The organism is Streptomyces sp. LZ34, from assembly GCF_053890475.1.
This window is the reverse complement of the sequence record NZ_CM132680.1, coordinates 7,698,094-7,716,858: the sequence shown is the minus strand read 5'-3', so window position 1 is coordinate 7,716,858 and position 18,765 is coordinate 7,698,094. Positions and strand designations below refer to the sequence as shown.

At 68.5% G+C, this 18,765-nt stretch carries 19 protein-coding genes; 12 read left to right on the top strand and 7 right to left on the bottom strand.

Going from position 1 to position 18,765, the window contains the following annotated elements; genetic code table 11:
* The first annotated feature begins 46 nt into the window (after positions 1-46).
* Positions 47-322, top strand: coding sequence for a hypothetical protein (locus ACWY4P_RS32295; protein ID WP_456204032.1), 276 nt, complete (start codon positions 47-49; stop codon positions 320-322).
* 119 nt (positions 323-441) lie between these two features.
* On the opposite strand, the gene ACWY4P_RS32290 is transcribed toward ACWY4P_RS32295, so the two are convergent.
* The 3 genes from ACWY4P_RS32290 to ACWY4P_RS32280 are packed head-to-tail and all read right to left on the bottom strand — an operon-like array spanning position 442 to position 1,865.
* A complete protein-coding gene (locus ACWY4P_RS32290; protein ID WP_456204031.1) occupies positions 442-750 on the bottom strand; it encodes a lasso peptide biosynthesis B2 protein in 309 nt (102 codons plus the stop codon).
* A gap of 54 nt (positions 751-804) precedes the next feature.
* Positions 805-960, bottom strand: a complete 156-nt coding sequence (locus ACWY4P_RS32285; protein ID WP_456204029.1) for a DUF397 domain-containing protein — start codon at positions 958-960, stop codon at positions 805-807.
* Positions 961-1,001: 41 nt separating this feature from the next.
* A complete protein-coding gene (locus tag ACWY4P_RS32280; protein ID WP_456204028.1) occupies positions 1,002-1,865 on the bottom strand; it encodes a helix-turn-helix domain-containing protein in 864 nt (287 codons plus the stop codon).
* A 188-nt stretch (positions 1,866-2,053) separates the two neighbouring features.
* Between ACWY4P_RS32280 and ACWY4P_RS32275 the strand changes: the two genes are divergently transcribed.
* From ACWY4P_RS32275 to ACWY4P_RS32260, 4 genes are all read left to right on the top strand, one after another.
* Complete coding sequence (locus ACWY4P_RS32275) at positions 2,054-2,479, top strand: ATP-binding protein (protein WP_456204026.1); 426 nt, start codon at positions 2,054-2,056, stop codon at positions 2,477-2,479.
* Complete coding sequence (locus ACWY4P_RS32270) at positions 2,467-2,769, top strand: hypothetical protein (protein ID WP_456204024.1); 303 nt, start codon at positions 2,467-2,469, stop codon at positions 2,767-2,769. Before ACWY4P_RS32275 ends, ACWY4P_RS32270 begins: the two co-directional genes overlap by 13 nt.
* A gap of 158 nt (positions 2,770-2,927) precedes the next feature.
* The gene (locus ACWY4P_RS32265) at positions 2,928-4,481 is read left to right on the top strand and encodes a tetratricopeptide repeat protein (protein ID WP_456204022.1); all 1,554 of its coding nucleotides are present in this window, start codon (positions 2,928-2,930) and stop codon (positions 4,479-4,481) included.
* A 759-nt stretch (positions 4,482-5,240) separates the two neighbouring features.
* Entirely contained in the window at positions 5,241-6,245 is a 1,005-nt protein-coding gene (locus ACWY4P_RS32260; RefSeq protein WP_456204020.1) for a LacI family DNA-binding transcriptional regulator, read from the top strand.
* 62 nt (positions 6,246-6,307) lie between these two features.
* Here ACWY4P_RS32260 and ACWY4P_RS32255 read toward each other — a convergent pair whose 3' ends face one another.
* Both ACWY4P_RS32255 and ACWY4P_RS32250 read right to left on the bottom strand, forming a co-directional pair.
* The gene (locus ACWY4P_RS32255) at positions 6,308-7,636 is read right to left on the bottom strand and encodes an enolase C-terminal domain-like protein (RefSeq protein ID WP_456204019.1); all 1,329 of its coding nucleotides are present in this window, start codon (positions 7,634-7,636) and stop codon (positions 6,308-6,310) included.
* A 35-nt stretch (positions 7,637-7,671) separates the two neighbouring features.
* Complete coding sequence (locus tag ACWY4P_RS32250) at positions 7,672-9,030, bottom strand: ABC transporter substrate-binding protein (RefSeq protein ID WP_456204018.1); 1,359 nt, start codon at positions 9,028-9,030, stop codon at positions 7,672-7,674.
* A gap of 184 nt (positions 9,031-9,214) precedes the next feature.
* Here ACWY4P_RS32250 and ACWY4P_RS32245 point away from each other — a divergent pair, with 184 nt between their 5' ends.
* From ACWY4P_RS32245 to ACWY4P_RS32220, 6 genes are all read left to right on the top strand, one after another.
* Entirely contained in the window at positions 9,215-10,180 is a 966-nt protein-coding gene (locus tag ACWY4P_RS32245; protein ID WP_456204016.1) for a carbohydrate ABC transporter permease, read from the top strand.
* A complete protein-coding gene (locus ACWY4P_RS32240; RefSeq protein ID WP_456204014.1) occupies positions 10,177-11,049 on the top strand; it encodes a carbohydrate ABC transporter permease in 873 nt (290 codons plus the stop codon). The genes ACWY4P_RS32245 and ACWY4P_RS32240 overlap by 4 nt, the downstream gene beginning before the upstream one ends.
* 9 nt (positions 11,050-11,058) lie before the next feature.
* Complete coding sequence (locus ACWY4P_RS32235; RefSeq protein WP_456204012.1) at positions 11,059-11,610, top strand: hypothetical protein; 552 nt, start codon at positions 11,059-11,061, stop codon at positions 11,608-11,610.
* Between the two features lie 46 nt (positions 11,611-11,656).
* Complete coding sequence (locus tag ACWY4P_RS32230; RefSeq protein ID WP_456204010.1) at positions 11,657-11,809, top strand: hypothetical protein; 153 nt, start codon at positions 11,657-11,659, stop codon at positions 11,807-11,809.
* Between the two features lie 384 nt (positions 11,810-12,193).
* Positions 12,194-13,003 (top strand): alpha/beta fold hydrolase, encoded by an 810-nt coding sequence (locus tag ACWY4P_RS32225; protein ID WP_456204009.1) that lies wholly within the window; start codon positions 12,194-12,196, stop codon positions 13,001-13,003.
* A 107-nt stretch (positions 13,004-13,110) separates the two neighbouring features.
* Positions 13,111-13,917 (top strand): helix-turn-helix domain-containing protein, encoded by an 807-nt coding sequence (locus ACWY4P_RS32220; RefSeq protein ID WP_456213137.1) that lies wholly within the window; start codon positions 13,111-13,113, stop codon positions 13,915-13,917.
* A gap of 454 nt (positions 13,918-14,371) precedes the next feature.
* Here ACWY4P_RS32220 and ACWY4P_RS32215 read toward each other — a convergent pair whose 3' ends face one another.
* On the bottom strand, positions 14,372-15,826 hold the full coding sequence (locus ACWY4P_RS32215) for an NF041680 family putative transposase (protein ID WP_456204008.1): 1,455 nt from the start codon (positions 15,824-15,826) through the stop codon (positions 14,372-14,374).
* A gap of 229 nt (positions 15,827-16,055) precedes the next feature.
* Positions 16,056-16,865 carry an alpha/beta fold hydrolase gene (locus ACWY4P_RS32210; RefSeq protein WP_456213062.1) on the bottom strand — a complete coding sequence of 270 codons (810 nt, stop codon included), beginning with the start codon at positions 16,863-16,865 and terminating at the stop codon, positions 16,056-16,058.
* 363 nt (positions 16,866-17,228) lie between these two features.
* On the opposite strand from ACWY4P_RS32210, the gene ACWY4P_RS32205 reads away from it, so the two are divergent.
* On the top strand, positions 17,229-18,563 hold the full coding sequence (locus ACWY4P_RS32205; protein WP_456204007.1) for a Vps62-related protein: 1,335 nt from the start codon (positions 17,229-17,231) through the stop codon (positions 18,561-18,563).
* Positions 18,564-18,765 lie beyond the last annotated feature (202 nt).

Here is an 18,765-nt window from a genome sequence, read left to right as displayed (position 1 = left end):
TACAGTGAGTAGCCGTTGTCTTCTGCGGTACGGGATGGGAGAACTCATGGAGCGAGCCTGGGAGGCCAACCCCGCGGCCTCGTTCGAGCGGCGGTTGGGGAAGTCCGCCAAGGAGCTGAACGCCACCGGTGGCCGCGACGGCTGCCCCGACATCTGGCAGTTGGACAACGGCGACATCGCGGTGATCGGCCGGGACCTCACGGAGACGTACGCGGCCCGGTTGCCCGAGGACGTCAAGATCGCCGCGGACGAGCGGCTGGTGATCCTGCCGGGTGCGATGCTGAGCTCGGCGAAACCGGATATTCCCGACGCTCAGCCCTGACGGTCTCCGCCTCCAGACGTCGCGCGGCGAGCAGCTTGATCTGGACAGCTACACGTCACCCACAAGACACCGGCGATCAAGCAGTGCTGCCGACCCATCCGAATCCCCGCCTCAGGACACTAGGCACCTTCCGCCGGCACCGAGAACAGGGGGCGGAAGTAGGAGGGGTCCGCCCTCTCCTCGACCATGCGCCCCTCAGCCTCCGCCCACGCATGGGCGCCGAACGGCAGGCGGGCCCGTACTCCCACCGTCCAGGTGGGCCAGGTGCCGCGTGCCCGGCACAGCAGGACGATCGCCAGTGAACGAGGCAGACACCCCTCGTCCCCGGCACAGCGGAGGCTGACGGCCACCACGGCCTCCCGGGCGGCGCGGGTCTCCGTCTTTTGTCCCGCCCACCCATGACTTCGCCACCAGAGCAACGAGAGCACGGAACGAGGCCCCGGCAACGGCCTGCCGGGGCCCTTCGCGCGCGCCTGAGCTGCCTAGCGGTCGAACTCCCGCGTCTTGACGCCCAGGAGGAACGCCTGCCACGCCCCTCCCGTGAACGTCAGCCGCGGGCCGCTCCGGTCCTTGCTGTCCCGTACGGAACGGCCACCGATGACCGTTGGGGCGATTTCTACGCAATTGCCCTCTTGCATGGAGTAAGAAGACTTACGGTACGGTCCAATAACCTCTGGGGTCATCTCTCTTCCTCGCTGCTCCGCAGTGCGCCCCGAATGAGTCGCGCACTCGCATCCGGGCCCAGTGCCGCCGATCGTAGTTGGTCAAAAGCGTTGGCGTAAGCGCCGAGGTCGTCGGGATCCTCAAGCACAGAGGTGCCACGCAGGTTTTCCATGGTCACCGCTTCAACCGCAGCATCGGAGTCGAAGCTGAACGAAGAAAACGCAGAAATCCCCGCAAGCAAACCAGCAGTAAATGGCAGGACTTGAACGGTGACATTCCGCCTCCCGCCTACCTCAAGTACGGCGGACAACTGTTCACGGTGGACCGCAGCGCCGACCAGCGGATGAATGATTACAGGTTCCCAAAGGATGGCCGTATACATGGCCCCTCCGGGCTCAATTTTCACCTGTCGCATCTCGCGCGCCTTCACCAGATGCGCCGCCCGTTCGGGATCAACACAATTTGGGCCCGCCGCAATAGTCGCCTCCGCGTAGGCAGGGGTTTGCAGGAGGCCCGGAACCATAACCGGTTGCCATTCCCGGATGAAGGTAGCGTCATCCTCAATCGCGATGTGATCGAGATAGTCCTCGCGCAAGTGCGCCGCATGCTCGAGCCACCAACCGCGACGGTTGGCGTTCCTGGCCAAGTTCTCAAGCTTCGCCCGCACTTCACCGTCTTTGACGCCGTAAGCGTCCAGCAGTAGGCGAATGTCGACAACGCGAGCGGTTACGTGGCCAGACTCAACGCGACTGATCTTGGCTGCCGAGGCTTCGAGCACTGCCGCGGCTTGCTGCTGATCCAGCTTTGCGGCAAGTCGGTACCGCTTGAGCGCTGCACCGAGTCGCCTGCTGCGCACGGTCGGCTTTCCCCCTGCGGGCATGGGTTCCCCACCTCTCTGCTGACTACCCAGCGCGACTATGAGCCCACTGTACGGCTCGACAACACGACAGCCCCCGCCATGCAAGCATGCATAACTAGGAGTTGCGCAACGCATGCACACGACCCTAACCTCTTGAACACGCGCCACTACAGAGCGCGAGCTTGACGATGAGTCAGGGGGTAGCACGCATGCCCACCGCCACGGCGGACCGCCGGGACACCTTTCGTGTCTCCAAACACAAGCGCAGCGTCCCGGGTGTACGGACCCGCATACGGAAGACCCTCGCGGATTGGGGGATCAGCGGCACTCTCGCCGACGACGTCACCCTGTCGGTTGACGAACTGGTGTCCAACGCCATCCGCCACTGCCGCGTGACGTTCGCTCTGATCGAGATCACCGTCTCTGTTGAGGGCGGAGCCCTACTCCTTGAGGTTTCCGACCCCGACAGAGACAAGATCCCCCAACTCCGGACCCCCGACTCGGACGAAGAGAGCGGACGCGGGCTGTACCTCGTCTCGCAGCTGGCGGAAACGTGGGGCCACAGGCACGAGGAACACAGCAAATGCGTCTGGGCGCGTTTCGTGATCGCAGAAGAGGTCACGTGCACCGACTGACGTACGACGGAAACGAAGAGACCTACCGCGCCAGGACAGAGGCGATACGGGCCATGGCCGGAGCGATCCAGGACATGCCGTTAACCGTTGCCGAACGCCGCGCGTTCAAGTTCTGGTACACGCACCACAATTACCGCTCGGTGGCGCTCGCCCTGTACCGGGGTAGCAGATACGAACTGCGGGTGTCCGTCGCCGGTGTGCGGCGCGTGTTCGCCATCGACCCGCTCCCGCCGCGCCCAGCCCGCCACGCCCCACAGATCCTCGTTACGCGGCAGGACCTCACCGCGTAATCGGCGCAAGAGGCGCAGAGGCCCCGCACCTCCGCAGGCGGAGCCCCTGCGTCCCAGTACAGAAACGCCCCAGGACAGCAGGCAGGCCGTCCCGGGGCGGCCAACAGAAAGGGCTGTGGACCTTGCTAAACCTTATCGCTCGATTCCTGGCTTGGGTGGTGGCCATCCGGCCACCCCGCCCCCCGCGCGACGAGCCGGAAGCCGACGCCGTACGAACGGTGTTCGCGTGGTCCTACCGGGCGCTGACCGCCGAGGCCGCGACGCTGTTCCGACTGCTCGGCCTGCATCCGGGACCGGCCTTCGGAGTGCCCGCCGCCGCCGCGATCGCCGGCGTCAGCACCGCCCGAGCCCACCGCCTGCTGGACTCTCTCGCCGGGGCCCATCTGCTGGAGCAGACCGCTCCCGACCGCTACGAGTTCCATGACCTGCTGCGCGCGTATGCGACCGACCAGGCCCAGTACGAGGAGACGCCCGAGACCCGAGCGGCCGCGGTGCGCCGGATCCTCACCTGGTACGTACACGCCGCCGACGCGGCCCAGGGGCAGCTCAACCCGGGAGAGGCCCACATCCCGCTCAGCCCTCTGGACGCTGGTGTCGCCGCCCTGACCTTCGACAGCTACGAGCAGGCCATGTCCTGGTACGAGCTGGAGTCGGCGAACCTGATGGCCGTCGCTCGCGAGGCGGAGGCGGCCGGACTGGACCAGATCGCCTGGCAGCTGGCGGCCGTGCTGCGCAGCGTGCACATGCTGCTCAACCCGTTCGAGGACTGGCTGGCCATGGGACACATCGGGCTGCGGGCCGCGCGGCGGCTCGGTGACCGTGGCGCCGAGGCCGAGATCCTGGAAAGCCTGGGCATGGCCTGCACCCAGTCTCACCGACTGCCCGAAGCGGCGAACTTCCACCAGGCCGCCCTGGCCATCCGCCGCGAGCGCGGAGACCGGCTGGGCGAGTCGCTCTCCCTCAACGACATTGGCCTGATCCGCCTCAGGGAACGGCGGTTGAGCGACGCGAAGAGCTGCTTCGACGAGGCTTTGACGCTCTTCCGGGAGATCGGCGCCGCCCAGTGGGAGGCCGTCGCGAGGGCGAACGCCGCCGAGGTGGCGTACGAACGCGGAGCGGCGGAGCAGGCCCGCGACCTCGCCCGGAGCGCCCTGGAGATGTTCCGCGCGCTGGACAACAAGGGGGGCCAGGGCAACGTCCTTCGGCTGCTCAGCGCCGCCTGCGCCGACCGGGGAGAGCCACAGGAGGCCCTCGGATACGCGCGGCAGGCGGTGGACATCGCGCTGAGCCATCGCAACACCATGTGGGAGGGGTACTGGCTGCTCACCCTGGGGCGGGCCCAGCAGGCGACCGGCCACGCCGAGGACGCCCTGGCCTCGTACCAGAGGGCCGCCGTCATCCAGCGGCGGCTCGGTGACCGCTCACGCGAGGCGCGAGCCTGGCAGGGCGCCGGAGAGGCGTACCAGCAGCTCGAGCGGTTCGACGAGGCGGCCGACTTCCACCGCAGCGCGGCGGCCACGCATCGCGACCTGAACGACGGCTGGCAGTTGGCCTTGGCCCTCGACGGGCTCGCCGGCGCGCTTGACGCGGCGGGCCGGTCCGACGAGGCGCGCGCGCACTGGTCCGAGGCGCTGACCCTGACAGCCGGATACGAGGACGCGCGAGCCGCTGAACGCCATACCCGGATCAGTCGAGCCCTCGAGAGGCCATGACTGGCTACTCCGCTGGCTCCACAACCTGGCACTCGACGATCCACAGCGGACCGTCCGCGCACTCGATCCGTACGCCCCCTTCATCCGGCCCGGTACGCGTCCGCAGCACCGACACCCAGCGGCCGTCCACCTGATCGGGATGGGGCCGCGGTGGCGCGGCAGCAGGGACGGATGGGCGTTGCCTGGGACACGCTCCCGGCGCTGCGAGGTAACAGCAGGTCGACCCCCGGAGGCAGGGACTCCACGATGCCGGCCACCGCGGCCGGCGCCCCCGGACCACTGCGGCGTCCAGGCCGCGACGCACGCGCGTACACGTACGCGACCGGCTGATGGCCAGCCGCCTCGCATGCGCTGTGCGCGAGGGCGAAGCCGTCGGCGGAGTGCGAGAACAGCACGATCCTGAGGCGCTCACTCAATGACGTCTCCTTTGCCAGGCTTCCCTTCGGGAACGCCGCCCGCGCCCACTCGCACCGTCTCCACCGGATCTCCCCCCGGCCCGCTCGGCCGCATCGACATCATGCCGTTCAACGATGGTGACAACAGAAGAGTTGAGTAACGCGTTCGGGGGAAAGCGTGAAACGACGGGGCATAGACGAGATCAGCCAGGGCTCCGCTGGTCGCTGGTCCGACCGCCGCACCACCGGCCGCCCCGTGGCCGCCGCCGACGCGGCCGCGAGCAGGACCGCGCGCAGGAAGCGACGAGCGTGCTCGCCGAGCCTTTGCATTGACGCTCGTGGACGGGGGTGTCAACCTCGGCACGTGCAGGTGACGATTCGAGAAGTTGCGAAGGCGGCCGGGGTCTCCCCGTCCACGGTGTCCCGGGCGCTGGCGCTGGGCGGGACGGTCAGCGCGGTCACCCGGGACCGGGTCCAGGCCGTCGCCGACCAGCTCGGCTACCAGCCGAACCGTGCTGCCCGCGGCCTCATCACCGGCCGTACGGGCCACCTGGGGGTGATCGTCCCGGACCTGCTCAACCCCTTCTTCGCGGAGATCTGCAAGGGCGTGCAGGCCCGCGCCCGGGGCCTCGGCCACGCCGTATTCGTCAGCGACGCCGAGCGGGACGAGGGCCTGGAGCTGGACGCGATCCGTACGATGGCGCCGGAGGTGGACGGCATCGTGCTGTGCGCTCCGCACCTGAGCAGCGAGGAATTGCGCTCCCTGGACCGACTCACCCACAAGCCGGTCGTGCTGCTGCACCGCAAGGAGCCCGGCTTCGCCAGCGTCACCGCCGACATGGTCGAGGGCATGACCGACGCCCTCACCCACCTCCACGCCCTCGGCCACCGCCGGATCGCCTACGTCGGCGGCCCCCGCAGCACCTGGACCGCCCAGGAGCGGGCCGCCGGGATCGAGGCCATGGCGGCCTCCAGCGAGGTCGAGATCGTCCAGGTCGGCAGCGTCGCCCCGCACTTCGACGGCGGCATCACAGGCGCCGCCGACGTGGTGCTGGCCAGCGGCGCCAGCGCGGTGGTCGCCTTCAACGACATCGTCGCCTTCGGCCTGATCAGCCGCTTCATCGCCCGCGGGGTCCGGGTGCCGGACGAGATGAGCGTGGTCGGCTGCGATGACATCGCCCTTTCCGGGATGGCCGCCCCGCCGCTGACCACCGTTAACGTCCCCAAGGCGCACGCCGCGCGGGCGGCGGTCGACCTGCTGTTCCGTATGCTGGGGACGCCCGCCGAGGAGGACGCGCAGCCGCTGCAGCGCGTGCTGCCGACGCACCTGGTGGTACGGGGGTCCACGGCTGTGATCGAGCGGCAGTAGGCGAGTGCCCCTCACTGGCCACGGCTGTGCCCGGTGCGGGACACGCCGAGAGAAAGCTGCGCTTACCAGCGGGGCAGCGCCGGATCGAACTCCGGCTGCACACTCCGCAGGTACGCCTTGTCGTTCCGGTGCTCGCGTCCCAGGGTCAGGTACACGGCGTGCAGCCGGTCCACGGCGGCGCGGTCGAGTTCGACGCCGAGGCCGGGGCCGCGCGGCACCGGGACCGAGCCGTCGATGAACGGCAGCGCGCCGGGTACCACGACGTCCTCCGCCGCGTTCCACGGGTAGTGCGTGTCGCAGGCGTGGTCGAGGCCCGCCGTGGCCGCCGCCGCGTGGGTCATCGCGGCCAGGCTGATCCCGAGGTGGGAGTTGGAGTGCATGGACAGCCCCCAGCCGACGGCCCGGCAGACGTCCCCGAGCGCGACGGTGGCCCGGAGGCCGCCCCAGATGTGGTGGTCGCCGAGCACGATCCGTACGGCGCCGCGCTCCACGGCGGGGCGTACGTTCTCCAACGAGGTCACGCACATGTTGGTGGCGAGCGGGAGTGGTGTCCGCGAGGCGACGGCGGCCATGTCCTCGACCCCGGCCACCGGGTCCTCCAGGTATTCCAGGACGTCCGCCAACTCGCCGACCGCCGCAAGGGCGGTCGCCAGGGTCCAGGCGGCGTTGGGATCGAGGCGGAGGGGGTGGTCGGGGAATTCGGCCCGCAGCGCGCGGATGGCGGCGATCTCCTCGTCCGGCGGGAACACCCCGCCCTTGAGCTTCAGCGATCGGAAGCCGTAGCGGTCCACCATGCTCTTCGCCTGGGCCGTGACGCCGTCCGGGGTCAGGGCCGCGCCCCACTCGTCCGCGCCCGAGCCCGGGTGTCCGGCCCACTTGTAGAACAGGTAGCCGCTGTACGGCACCGCATCCCGCACCCGGCCGCCCAGCAGGTCCACGACCGGTACACCCGCCAACCGCCCCTGCGCGTCCAGGCACGCCACCTCCAGCGCCGCGTACACGCGCCGCACGTCGAAGGCGGGCGCGGGAACCGGTGCCGGTCCGCGCGACTCGGGCGGGTCGACACGGTCGGCCCAGCGTCGCCAGGGCGCGTCGGGCCCGTACTCCACGCCGCTCGCGCGCCCGGCCAGCAGCTCCCGTACCAGCAGGGCCAGCTTTCCCGTCTCGTACACGCTGGTGCCGGGCAGCCGCGAGCCGACCAGCTCCAGCCAGTCCAGCTGCCAGGCGTGCCCGGCGCATTCCCCGAGGCCGGTCACCTCGCCGCCCCTGCCGTCGGCCACGACCAGTTCGACGATGGCGCGCAGGACATGGGGTTGGTGCACGCCGTCGGCGTTGAGCAGCGGGGGGTCGGCGAAGGCGACAGGTGTGATGCGCACTTCCTGGATGATCATGTGCGAAAGCCTTCCGGCAGTCTCGGGCGCAGGCCTCAGCCCTGCGGGACGGTCGTGTTGTACTTCTCGAACATCTCGGCCGCCGCCTCCCGCACGCTCTTCTTGCCGAACAGCACGTCCTCGTTGACCCGCTTGAACCCTGCCTTGTCCTCGTCGGAACCGGACGGGGGCATGGGAGACGAGGCAAACTTCTTCTCCAGTGCGCTCACGTACTCGTACACCATCCGGTTGCCGCCACTGAGGCCGGAAGCGATCCGGTTCATGATGTGCCTGTTCGGCGGCAGTCCCCGCACCACGCCAAGGATGGCGCCGGCTTCCGGGTCGTTCAGCAGGAAGTCGAGCAGCAGGGCGGCTTCCTGCTTGCGCTTGCTGCTTTGACGTACGCACATCATTCCCGCGCCCACGGTCAGTCCCAGGGGGGCGCTGGACGAAGCGGTGGGGAACGGAATGGCGGCGACGTCGCCGTAGGACTCGAAGTAGGGCATGACGCTGGAGGTGAGGTTGAACTCGGCGGTGGAGAGTTTCCGTACCAGGGGGGAGCTGGCGGGCGAGCCGTCGTAGGAGGCCGTGACGTTGGACGAGGTGAAGATCCCCTTGTCCCTCAGCCGCGCGGTCATCTCCCAGAACTTGGTGAGATCCTCCGCCGTGAAGCCGAGTGAGCCGTCGGCCGTGTACGTCGACTTGCCGCGCTGGACGAGCCAGACATTGAAGGTCTCGCTGTAGCCGCCGAAGTCGGTGATCGGCGCCCTGTCGGGTGCTGCCCGCTTGAGTGCTGGGCCGATCTCGTCGATGAGGTCGTCCCAGGTCCATCCGGGTTCGGGAAGGCCGACTCCTGCTTTGCGCCAGATCTTGGGGTCCACGAACAGAGCCTGGGTGGACAGACCTGTCGGTATGGCCCACAGCTTTCCGTCCAGCCGGTTGGCGTTCACGTAGGCGCTGGGCACGCCGCCGAGGCGGATACGGGAGAACTCGGGCCCGTCCAGGTTTGTGATGAGGCCGTTCGCGGCGTAGTCCCGCAGCTGGTAGTAGTCCATCTGCAGCACGTCGGGGCCGGTGCCTGCGGCGACCTGCGTGGCGAGCCGTTGGAAGTAGGGGTGGATCCCGGTAAACGAGGTCGAGACCTTGATCTTCGGATGGCGCCGTTCAAAGAGCTGGATCGCCGTTCCGGTGACGCGGTTGCGCTCGTCACCACCCCACCACTGGAAGTTGAGCGTCACCGCGCCCTCGGCCGAGGCCTGCTCGATGCCGCACCCTGCGGTGGCCGCGCCCAGGCCGATCGCGCCGAGCGAGGCGAGTACCTGACGGCGCGAGGGCGGCGAAGACAGGAGAGGGGGTTGACGCATCGGGAACATCGGCGGCCCTTCGCTCAGCGGGTCGAGTGGTGGGGAAGACATGACTGCAAACGATCCCACTCTGTTTCGAACTGGCCCGGAAGCTACGCGTCGGCATCGACTCCAGTCAACGCCAAAGATGAAAGAAGTGCAGGAAATCGAGGTTGAGCTTCCCTCTTGCGGTGGGCGAGATCGCATGCAAACGTTGCCGCCGTCATCCATCCTCAAGGGGGAGGAGTAACCCACGATGGCTCAGGCGACCGCTCCGCCCCGCCGTCTGCCCCGGCCGCGCGGCGAAGCCGGCGGCAATAACCGACCAAAGCCGCGACGCCGTTCGCAGGCCCTGGCGGCGCATGTTTTTCTCGCACCCTGGCTAATCGGCATGATCGTGCTGACTCTGGGGCCGATGCTCACGTCGCTGTATCTGTCGTTCACCGACTACGGCCTCTTCAGCAGTCCGCGCTGGGTAGGTCTGGCCAACTACCGCTACATGCTGGAGGACGACCGGTTCCTCGCCTCTATCAGCGTCACCCTCAAGTTCGTCTTCATCGGCGCCCCGCTCAAGCTCGTCGCCGCACTCGCTGTGGCGCTGCTGCTGAACCGCCCCCGCCGTGGCGTCGGTCTCTACCGGGCCGCCTACTATGCTCCGTCGCTGCTGGGTGCGAGCGTCAGTGTCGCCCTGGTCTGGCGGTCACTGTTCGCCACCGACGGACTCACCGACCGCACCCTGGGGTCCTTCGGACTTCACCTCGGCGGCTTCACCGACAGTCCGGACTACGCCCTGTACCCGCTGATCACGCTGACCGTCTGGCAGTTCGGTGCGCCCATGGTGATTTTCCTCGCCGGCCTGAAGCAGATCCCGAAGGAGCTGTACGAGGCGGCCTCGCTGGACGGAGCGAGCCGGGTACGCACCTTCTTCTCGATCACCCTGCCGATGCTGTCACCGGTCGTCTTCTTCAACCTGGTCATGGAGATCATCCACTCCTTCCAGTCGTTCACCTCGGCGTTCGTCATCAGCGGCGGCAGCGGAGGCCCGTCCGACTCCACACTCCTGTACTCCCTCTACCTCTACGAACAGGCCTTCACCAACTTCCACATGGGATATGCCTCCGCGATGGCGTGGGTCCTGCTGGCCGTCGTCGCACTGGTCACGTTCCTCGTCTTCCGCACTTCCCGCAGGTGGGTCTACTACGGACAGGAGGACGCGTCGTGACGACTACGACATCCCCGCACCCAGCCTCCAGCTCCGCAGGACCACTGCGCTCCACGCTCTGGCACGTCATCTGCGTGGCGATCGGCGTCGTGCTGCTCTATCCAGTGCTGTGGCTGCTCACCGCGTCGGTGAAGTCCGGCAACGAGATCATCTCGAATCTGAGCCCCATCCCGAAGGCTTTCACCCTGGGGAACTACGCCAACGCGGCCGACGGGGTCAGCGGTATCTCGCTGTGGCGACTGTTCTCCAACTCGCTGCTCATCTCGCTTGGCACCGTCGTCGGCAACGTGCTGTCCTGCTCGCTGGCCGCCTACGCCTTCGCGCGGCTGCGCTTCCGCGGCCGCGGCCTGTACTTCGCGCTGATGATCGGCACGCTCATGCTGCCGCTGCACGTCATCCTGATCCCGCAGTACATCATCTTCCAGAAGCTCGGCATGCTCGGCACCTACCTGCCGCTGATCCTGCCGAAGCTCCTGGCCACCGAGGCGTTCTTCGTCTTCCTGATCGTCCAGTTCATCCGCTCACTGCCCCGCGAACTCGACGAGGCGGCGCTCCTCGACGGCTGTGGCCCCTACCGCACCTTCTGGCATGTCATCATGCCGCTGCTCAAGCCCGCCCTGGTCACCACGACGATCTTCTCGTTCATCTGGAGCTGGAACGACTTCCTCCCCCAGCTCATGTATCTCGCCGACCCGCAGACCTACACGCTTCAACTGGGACTGCGGACGTTCGTCGACCAGTCCGGCAGCGCCGCGTTCGGCCCGATGTTCGCGATGTCCGTGCTCACGCTCGTACCGGTGCTGCTGTTCTTCCTCGCCTTCCAGCGTCTGCTGGTCGAAGGCGTGCAGACGTCCGGACTGAAGGGATAGGTCCGCGACATGCGGCGCTCATGGTTCCACCTCTTCGCGGACTGCCTGCTCCTCGGCGTGTTCCTGCTGGTCTGCTCGCTCCCCGTGGTCACCGCGTTCCCCGCGCTCGTCGCCGGTTGCACGGTGCTGCGCGAACAGGCCCGCGGAGGGCCGGGCGTGACCCCCGCGACTCTGCTGGCCGCGCTGCGCCGGGTGCTGCGCTCGGGGCCCGCCGTCTGCCTGGTCCCGGCCGGAGCGCTGGCCCTGCTGTGGCTGGACGCCGTAGCCCTGGACGCGCGCGGGCCCGGCATGGGCACCCCGATGGCCGTGGCGGGCGCGGTCGTGGCGGCGATGGGGCTGCGATGCGCCGCAGGGTGGCGGGACGGGACCGCCTGGCGGGTAGTCGTCGTCGCGGCATTCCGCTCGATGCCGGAGCGGCCGCTCCTGCCCGTACTGCTGGCGGGGTCCGCCGTCGCTGCCGCCGCGCTGCTGGCCATGTCCCCTGTCCTGCTGCTCGTCGTCCTCGGGCCGCTCGCCCTCGCCGCCACCGCCACCGACGCCTGGCGACCGCTGCCGCTGTGACCGCCGAGTCGTCCCCCGAGTTGTCCTCCAACTGATCGGAGACCGTATGCCTTCCGACCCCGTACGCCGCCGCTGCGCCGTGGTGGGATTGGGCGCCCGTGCCCGGCTCTTCACCGAAGCGCTCGCCGGACCCTACGCGCAGCGGGTGGAACTGGTCGGCTTCTGCGATGTCAACCCGCGCCGAATGGCCGTGGAATAGGGCCAATGGTGCAAGGTTCCGCAGAGTCCAGGGCCGGTCATCTTCCCGGGTCGGAGGCAGATGTTCAGGAGCGTGTGCGATCGGCACGCCGCCTGATCGAGATGATCGGTGACGTGCCTCCAGCCGTCGTCAGGGATCTGTTGGGCATCCACTCCTCGGCCGCCACGCAGTGGGCCGCTGTCCTGTCGCGGTGCAGCTGGTACATAGGGCCTCGTTGACCTGCATGAATGCCAGGTAGTTCGAGACTGCCGATGGCTGCCGATCTCAAACGGCCTGGCTTTCGCGGAAGTCCCGCTCGCCGTGGAGACGGACGCTGGCGATCGCCGGCCCCGTGACGACATTTGTACAAGACCGAGGGCCGGCAGCCCAGGCATCCTCCCGTGTATGGGTATCTACGACGGTAAGCATTTGCACGGGATGCACGTGGTCCACGACGGCCCGCGGGAGGCGCCGCCGCTAGTGCTCATCCACGGATCGGGGGCCTCGGGCAGCTCCTGGGGCCCGGTAGTGCCGACACTGGCCAGCCGGTACCACGTCATCCGGATCGACCTCCCGGGCCACGGTCAGTCCCCGCCCGCGCCGTCGTACGACGTGCCTGAGCAGGCAGCCAGCCTGGCCGCGGCGCTCGATAAGCTCGGCCTTCGTCCGGTCACCGTGGCCGGGCACTCCAGCGGCGGATACATCGCCACCGCCCTCGCCGAACAGCGCCCGGACCTGGTGGGTTCGCTCGCACTGATCAGCAGTGGCCCGAGTCCCGACGCGCTCCTTCCGCAGCCCGTCCTCCTTCGGGTCCTGATCGACCCGCCGCTCGGCCCGCTTCTATGGAGAGTCCGTTCCGACGCGATGCTCCGCCGGGGGGTGACCGCGGTGTGCAACCGCCCGGTGGACGTCCCGGACGACCTGGTCGCCGACGTACGGGGCATTGGCTACCGCACGTTCAGGACGGTGCTGCGCCAAAACGGCGCGTACATCGCCGAGAGGAGCGTACCCGCGCGCCTGACCGCACTCGACGTCCCGGTTCTGGTGATCTTCGGCGCTGCCGACCCCCGCTGGGATCCGTCTTCGGCGCACCACTACGACACGGTGCCGAACGCGCGAGTCGAGCAGCTGCCCGACGTCGGGCACTTCCCCATGCTCGAAGCGTCGGAGGCGACCGGCGAGTTGCTGCTGCGCTTCGCAGCGACGGGCCGCTGACACCCATCGCCTAGCCTGGTGCTGTGAGGTCCACCGAATCACCACCTGACTGGGCGTCGGTAGAGGTCGCCGTGCCCCGGCAGCCGGGCCGGCTGCCGGGGGTCAGCATGGCTGGGTTCTGCCAACGTGCTCCGGCGCGCGTGGATATCGCCATGGTCGCGCACCCCTCGGTCACTCTGTTCGTGGACCTGAGCGACGGAGACGGCCTTGTCTACGACGCCCACGGCCGGCGCGAATGCGGCAGCACGGTCGTTGGACTGGTACCGGGCGACCTTCGGCTCGGAGGCCGGGCGGCCGGGGGGATCGGGTGCCTCCAGATCCGGTTGTCGCCGGTCCTAGCGGTTGCGGTGTTCGGCGCATCGACCGACCTCAGCGGGACGGTGGTCTCCCTGGAGGATGTCTGGGGCCGCGACGCCGGGCGAGCCGAGGAAAGGCTGCGGGCCGCCGCGTCGTGGGACGAGCGGTTCACGATCGCAGTGGATGCCCTTGGCCGACGGATGAGCGCCCGCCCGTCGCTTGATCCAGAGGTGGCCGCTGCCTGGTGGCTGATGCTCACCAGCCGGGGACGGGTGCGCGTCGACAGCCTGGCGAACGAGGTGGGATGGAGCCGTAAGCGCCTGTGGTCCCGCTTCCGGTCCCAGATCGGCCTCACCCCCAAGCACGCCGCCCGGCTGGTGCGCTTCGACCACGCCGCCCATCTCCTCGCGGCGGGTAACGCCGCCGCCCAGGTGGCGGCCGCAAGCGGCTACGTCGACCAGGCCCACCTCCACCGCGAGGTCAAAGCGTTCACCGGGGTGACACCCACTGCCGTAGCCGCTGCGCCGTGGCTCGCCAACGATGACGTCGCGTGGCCGACCTCGTTCGCGGACCTGACACCGTCGACGTCTCCGATCCGTCAGGTTCCGGCGAAGTGAGCTGAGGTCCCACGAGAGACGAGGCATCGTCTCTCAGCACGTGCCCGGATGAGAAGCGGACAGCACAAACGAGAACGGGTGGGAATCCGACAGGTTCAACGCGACAGGACAGCCGCGTACACGGGGTGCCGTTAACGAACGGCGAACCAGGTGACAAGTAGCTCAGTGTGATGCGCAGGCGTGAACATGGCCCGGGACCTTCGGCACCGCCTCCAGCGAGGCGATCCTGCGACGCTTCACCCGCACCGCCTCAACGTCTGCTTCGTCGGGCACACGTCGACTCCGGGAAGTAGCGGAGGCAACGCACGGCTCCGCCCCGTATCACACGGACACTCAGTCGAAGAGGGGCCCGGTGCCCGCGCCCCCCGGCGAAGGCCGGCTGCACGGGCGGACCGACAGCAACAATGGGGCGGGGTCGGGCCGGCAAGTCGCTGCGAGGCCCTCAGCTTGTTCTTTATGGTCTGAGTCGGTTTCGTTCGGTGATGCTCTCGGGTCGTTTCACGGTCTTGCCCACGTCGTAGCGGGTGGCGGGCCGCCGGTTCTTCGAGCCAAGTGGCCGTCCAGGGCCAGGAGTTGAGGGTATCGGTGCGCGGGCCGGGCAGTGCAGGTGCGGGCGGAGGTTCCGAAACCCTCGGCGGACTCGGGCCGGGGTGAGCCGGCCGGGCTCGGCGGGCTTCTCCCACGGCCGCCGCAAGTCGGCAGCGGCGTCGCGCAGAAGACGGATCTGGGTGTGCGCGGCGATGATCAGCCAGGTCCAGCGCTCGCTGGCCTCGGGGGTTCGCAGCTTCGGTCGGGTCCACCCGAGGGTCTGTTTCATCATCCTAAAGAGGTGTTCGATGTCGAATCTCCTCAGGAACGCCTGCCAGCGCACGTCGACGTCCTCGCTGTTCAGGCCGGTGGCGGACGACCAGAGCCAGAGCGGGAGCGGGTCGCCTCCGCCGGGCAGGCGGTCGACCTGGAGGCGGATCAGCGTGCCTTCGATGATGGGGAGTTCGCCGGTGTGGTCGATCCACGCGGAGCGGGTGGTCAGGCGGGGGTGGATGCGGTCCCAGGCCCTCGCGCGGGCGGTGCCGTACCGGTCGGTGACCTGCACGGTTGCCGCGTCCGACTCGCCCCAGGTCTCCGGCTTGGCGAAGCGGAACTCCTTGCCGTGCTTCGGCGGGCGCCCGCCCTGGGGATAGGCCAGGGCGTACTCCTTGAGCGAGGGCGTCGGCCGTCGCATCACCCGGTCCGACCGCATGCGTCCAAGGACCTCGGCGGGGAGCCCGTCGAGGAGGTGGGCCATGCGCGGGGCGTCGTAGCCAGCGTCGAAGACAATGAGGATGTTGCGGTCGCCGAAGTGCCAGCGGCCCATCTCGATGAGGTCGGTGACCACCCGGCGGAGCTGGGCAGCGGTGACCCCGGCAACATCGTCCTCGGGTCCAAGACGGACGGCGTCCAGGAGCTGGCACCAGGACGTCCGGCCCGATTCGAGGGCGGCGACGAACGAGTACGGCCAGCCAGGGATGAACTGGTCCGAGGACCGTCCGCTGCGGCCGTAGACATGGCAGAACAAGCGGTCCGCGCTGGTCGGCGCGTCAGGTCGGAGCCAGTTGCTGACGTCGACGGCCAGGACCAGGCGCCCGTCGGCGGCCCGCGGCATCGGCAGACCAGCCAGCACCTGCCGCAGCCGGGGCACGTCCACGTTCCCGCTGTTCAACGCCTCGTACATCGCGCCGTGCCCACGCCGGTGCTCGGCCACCAGCGTCAGGTCTACCGGCGACGTCACCGGGCCATCCGCGCACAGCAACGCGTCCACCAACTCGAACAGCTCGTCCCCACGCATGGTCAGGCAGTCGAATAAGTCCTCCCGGAAGCGTGACGCTTGCGCGAACGCTTCCCCGGGACCGGCGTCAGGCAGCAGACTCACCCTCACGGCCTTCGTCTCGATCGGTGCACCTTGGTCGGAGCACATGATCAGACGAAGGCCGCCTCTACGTCCGGCGAACGCCCAGGTGAGCGGCCTAGTTCGAGGCCCATTTCGACACCGGACCCTCCGCGGGGCCGACAGCCGGGGATGACATCAGCCAGCAAACCGGCCGAAACCCTATGCGCCCACCGTGCCTTGCACGAATCGCCGAAGGTGCGCACGCACGGCGTCAGGCTGCTCCAGCCAAGGCTCGTGCCCAGCGCCCTCGATCCGCGTCAGCGGAAGATCGAGCCGGAGCGCAAGTGATTACAAGAGCCGACACAGGGCGGGGATCGTTGGCACCACCGAGGAGTTCCGTTCGCGCGGGCAGGCACGCGCGCAGCTCGGCAAGATGATCACCGAGCGGATCCGCGCGTCCTTCCCTGCCAAGTTCGCCATTCATAGTCCAGTTGACGGGGCGACGCCGCCGGGCGCCCTGCGCGGCCCAGTGCCACCCGCGTTCGGGATGGGCGTGGTCGGTGAACCAGGCCAGCGTGAGCAACTCGACTTCCTGTTCCTCCGTGCGGTCCGGCAACTCCTCCAAAGCGCGGAGCCGCTCCTGCTGTGCTGCGGACATACGGCGATCGCGCTCCGCTCGGTCCCCGGAGCGCCAATCACCGACGAACGGCCCGCACATCAACAGCATCGCGGCAACCCGGTCAGAGTGCGCCAGGCAGAACCGGCTCGCCAGGTTAGTGCCGTAGGAATGCCCAATCAGCACGGCCTTGGACACGTCCCATGCGTCGAGCAGCTCAGCGAGATCGTCGACATGCCGGGCGAGGGAATGGCGCCCCCGCCACGGCGACCGGCCCGTGCCGCGCTGGTCGTACCGGTACACGGGCGCAAGGTCCGCGACCATGGCGGCTACATCGCCCAGGTAGTCCGGCAGCCCCGGACCGCCATGGAGCATGACCACGGGCGGCCGCCGGGTGGTGTCTCCCAGCGCCATCCAGCGCAACTGCGCCTCGTCCGTCATCGACACGAGGCCCTGCGTCTCCATCAAGGTCACCGCGGAGAACCTACCGGTCTCACTGAGGCTCTGCCAAAGGTTAAAGAACAAGCTCAGAAGCCGTGTCACATCTTCGCTGTGAGTAATTCGTTCTGGTCAGGACGGGGCAGGCCGCCTCCGCGTGGGAGAGCGTCCCGGAGCGGAGGTGCCGCGGCTACCACCACCCCGGTCGAAGCGAAGTGCGACTTGGTGCGTGACGGAAGGCTTTTCCTCGTTGGCACGATCAGTAGCAAGATGGCCGTTCCGGACCGTAACTGCCCGCATCCGGCCGGGTTTGGACGTTATCACCTAATCTTCGATACTTCCGCCTACTATCGGGGTACCCAAACTGCAGCCACGACGGAGGGATCTTCCATGGTGGAAAGCGCACGGTACGGGGCGATCGACTTAGCTGTGACCTCCGGGTTCACCCGGGTGTGGGACGACGGGGGGTCCGGGGGCGCCCTGCACGGGGCGTTCTTCTCCCCGAAGGTCTCCTGGAACGACTGGCTAGCCGGCTGGCGGGTCCTGGCCCACATCGGCCGATCCAGCCACGCGGACATCAACAACCAGGCCACCGCGCTCCTGGCGCGCAGCGTCTCCGGTGACATCCTCAGGCCTCCCAGGGACTTCGAGCTCATCTGGCGGGACGCGGGGTCGGGCGCGGACGAGAACGGCGCGGTATGGCGGCCGATTCCCCAGGACGGGTACGTGGCGCTCGGGGATGTGTTCACCGGCTCGTGGAACAAGCCCGACCCCGCCTGGCACGTCTGCGTCCGCAAGGAGGTCGGAGGACGTAGGTACGTGCGGGAGGCGCAGATCGCCGAGTTGGTCTGGGACGACCGCGGTTCCGGGGCAGATAGGGACGTGTCGGTGTGGCAGGTCCGCAATCCCGGGTATCCCTCGGACAGCGAGGAGCGGCTGATCCTCGAGGCGGACGCCTTCGTCGCCGGCAACCAGCACAACGTCAGGCCCAGCCGTACCGTGTGGGTCCTGGACCTGCCCGCCCTGGTGGTCAAGCGCACCCCTCCGGAGATCCCGAAGCTCGACTCGTACGAACAGCCGGACCCCATCGCCCAGGTCACCGACCGCTCGGTGACGGTGCCCTGCACGGTCATCAAGGACCCCAACGCGACACCGGCGTGGCAGGTGCAGAACTCCCCCTTCTACACGCTGGAGCGGCGGGTCAACTACACGCTGAAGATGTTCCGCGACAACCGGCACGGGACGACCGAGCAGCCCGACAGCCAGTCGATCAAGACCGGTGTCGCAACAGAGGAGAGCAAGGAGTTCAGCAAGCGCACCAGCGTCTCGGTGACCGCCTCGGCCGGGATCAACATCAAGGCCTTCTCCACCTCCGTGACGACCAGCGTGTCCACCGAGCTGGGCTACAGCACCCGTTACGGAGTCACCCAGCTCAACGAGACCACCACGACCTGGAGCATGGTCACCCCGCCGCGCTCCTCGGGCGCACTGTGGGCGGCCACCCACGAGATCATCGCCATCCGCAAGGACGGCGACACGGTCGGCGGCCAAGGCGGCCTCAAATTCGACGTCGACGCCCGCGTCTCCGGCGAGCACCCCGGCGGAGCCGGACTGAAGACCTTCGTCGACGACAGCGAGACCACCGCCGACGGCCTCAAAGCCCAGCCCTTCGGCGAACCCGAGAGCAGCATCGCTGGCGACGCACCCGCCTTCATCACCGATTGACCCCAGCAGCCCGCCGCCGCGCCCGCCTCCAGCACCATCAGGCGGGCGCGGAAAGGTGAAGCGGGGCGGTGGATGCCTCGTGTTCACGGCCGAAGAGCGGTGCAGACCGGAGGTCAGAGACGCGCTCAACGTAAAGCACTGGCCACGTGAGCCGACTGGTCACAGGGGTACGCGGGTGAGCCGAACGGTCCACGGATGCAGA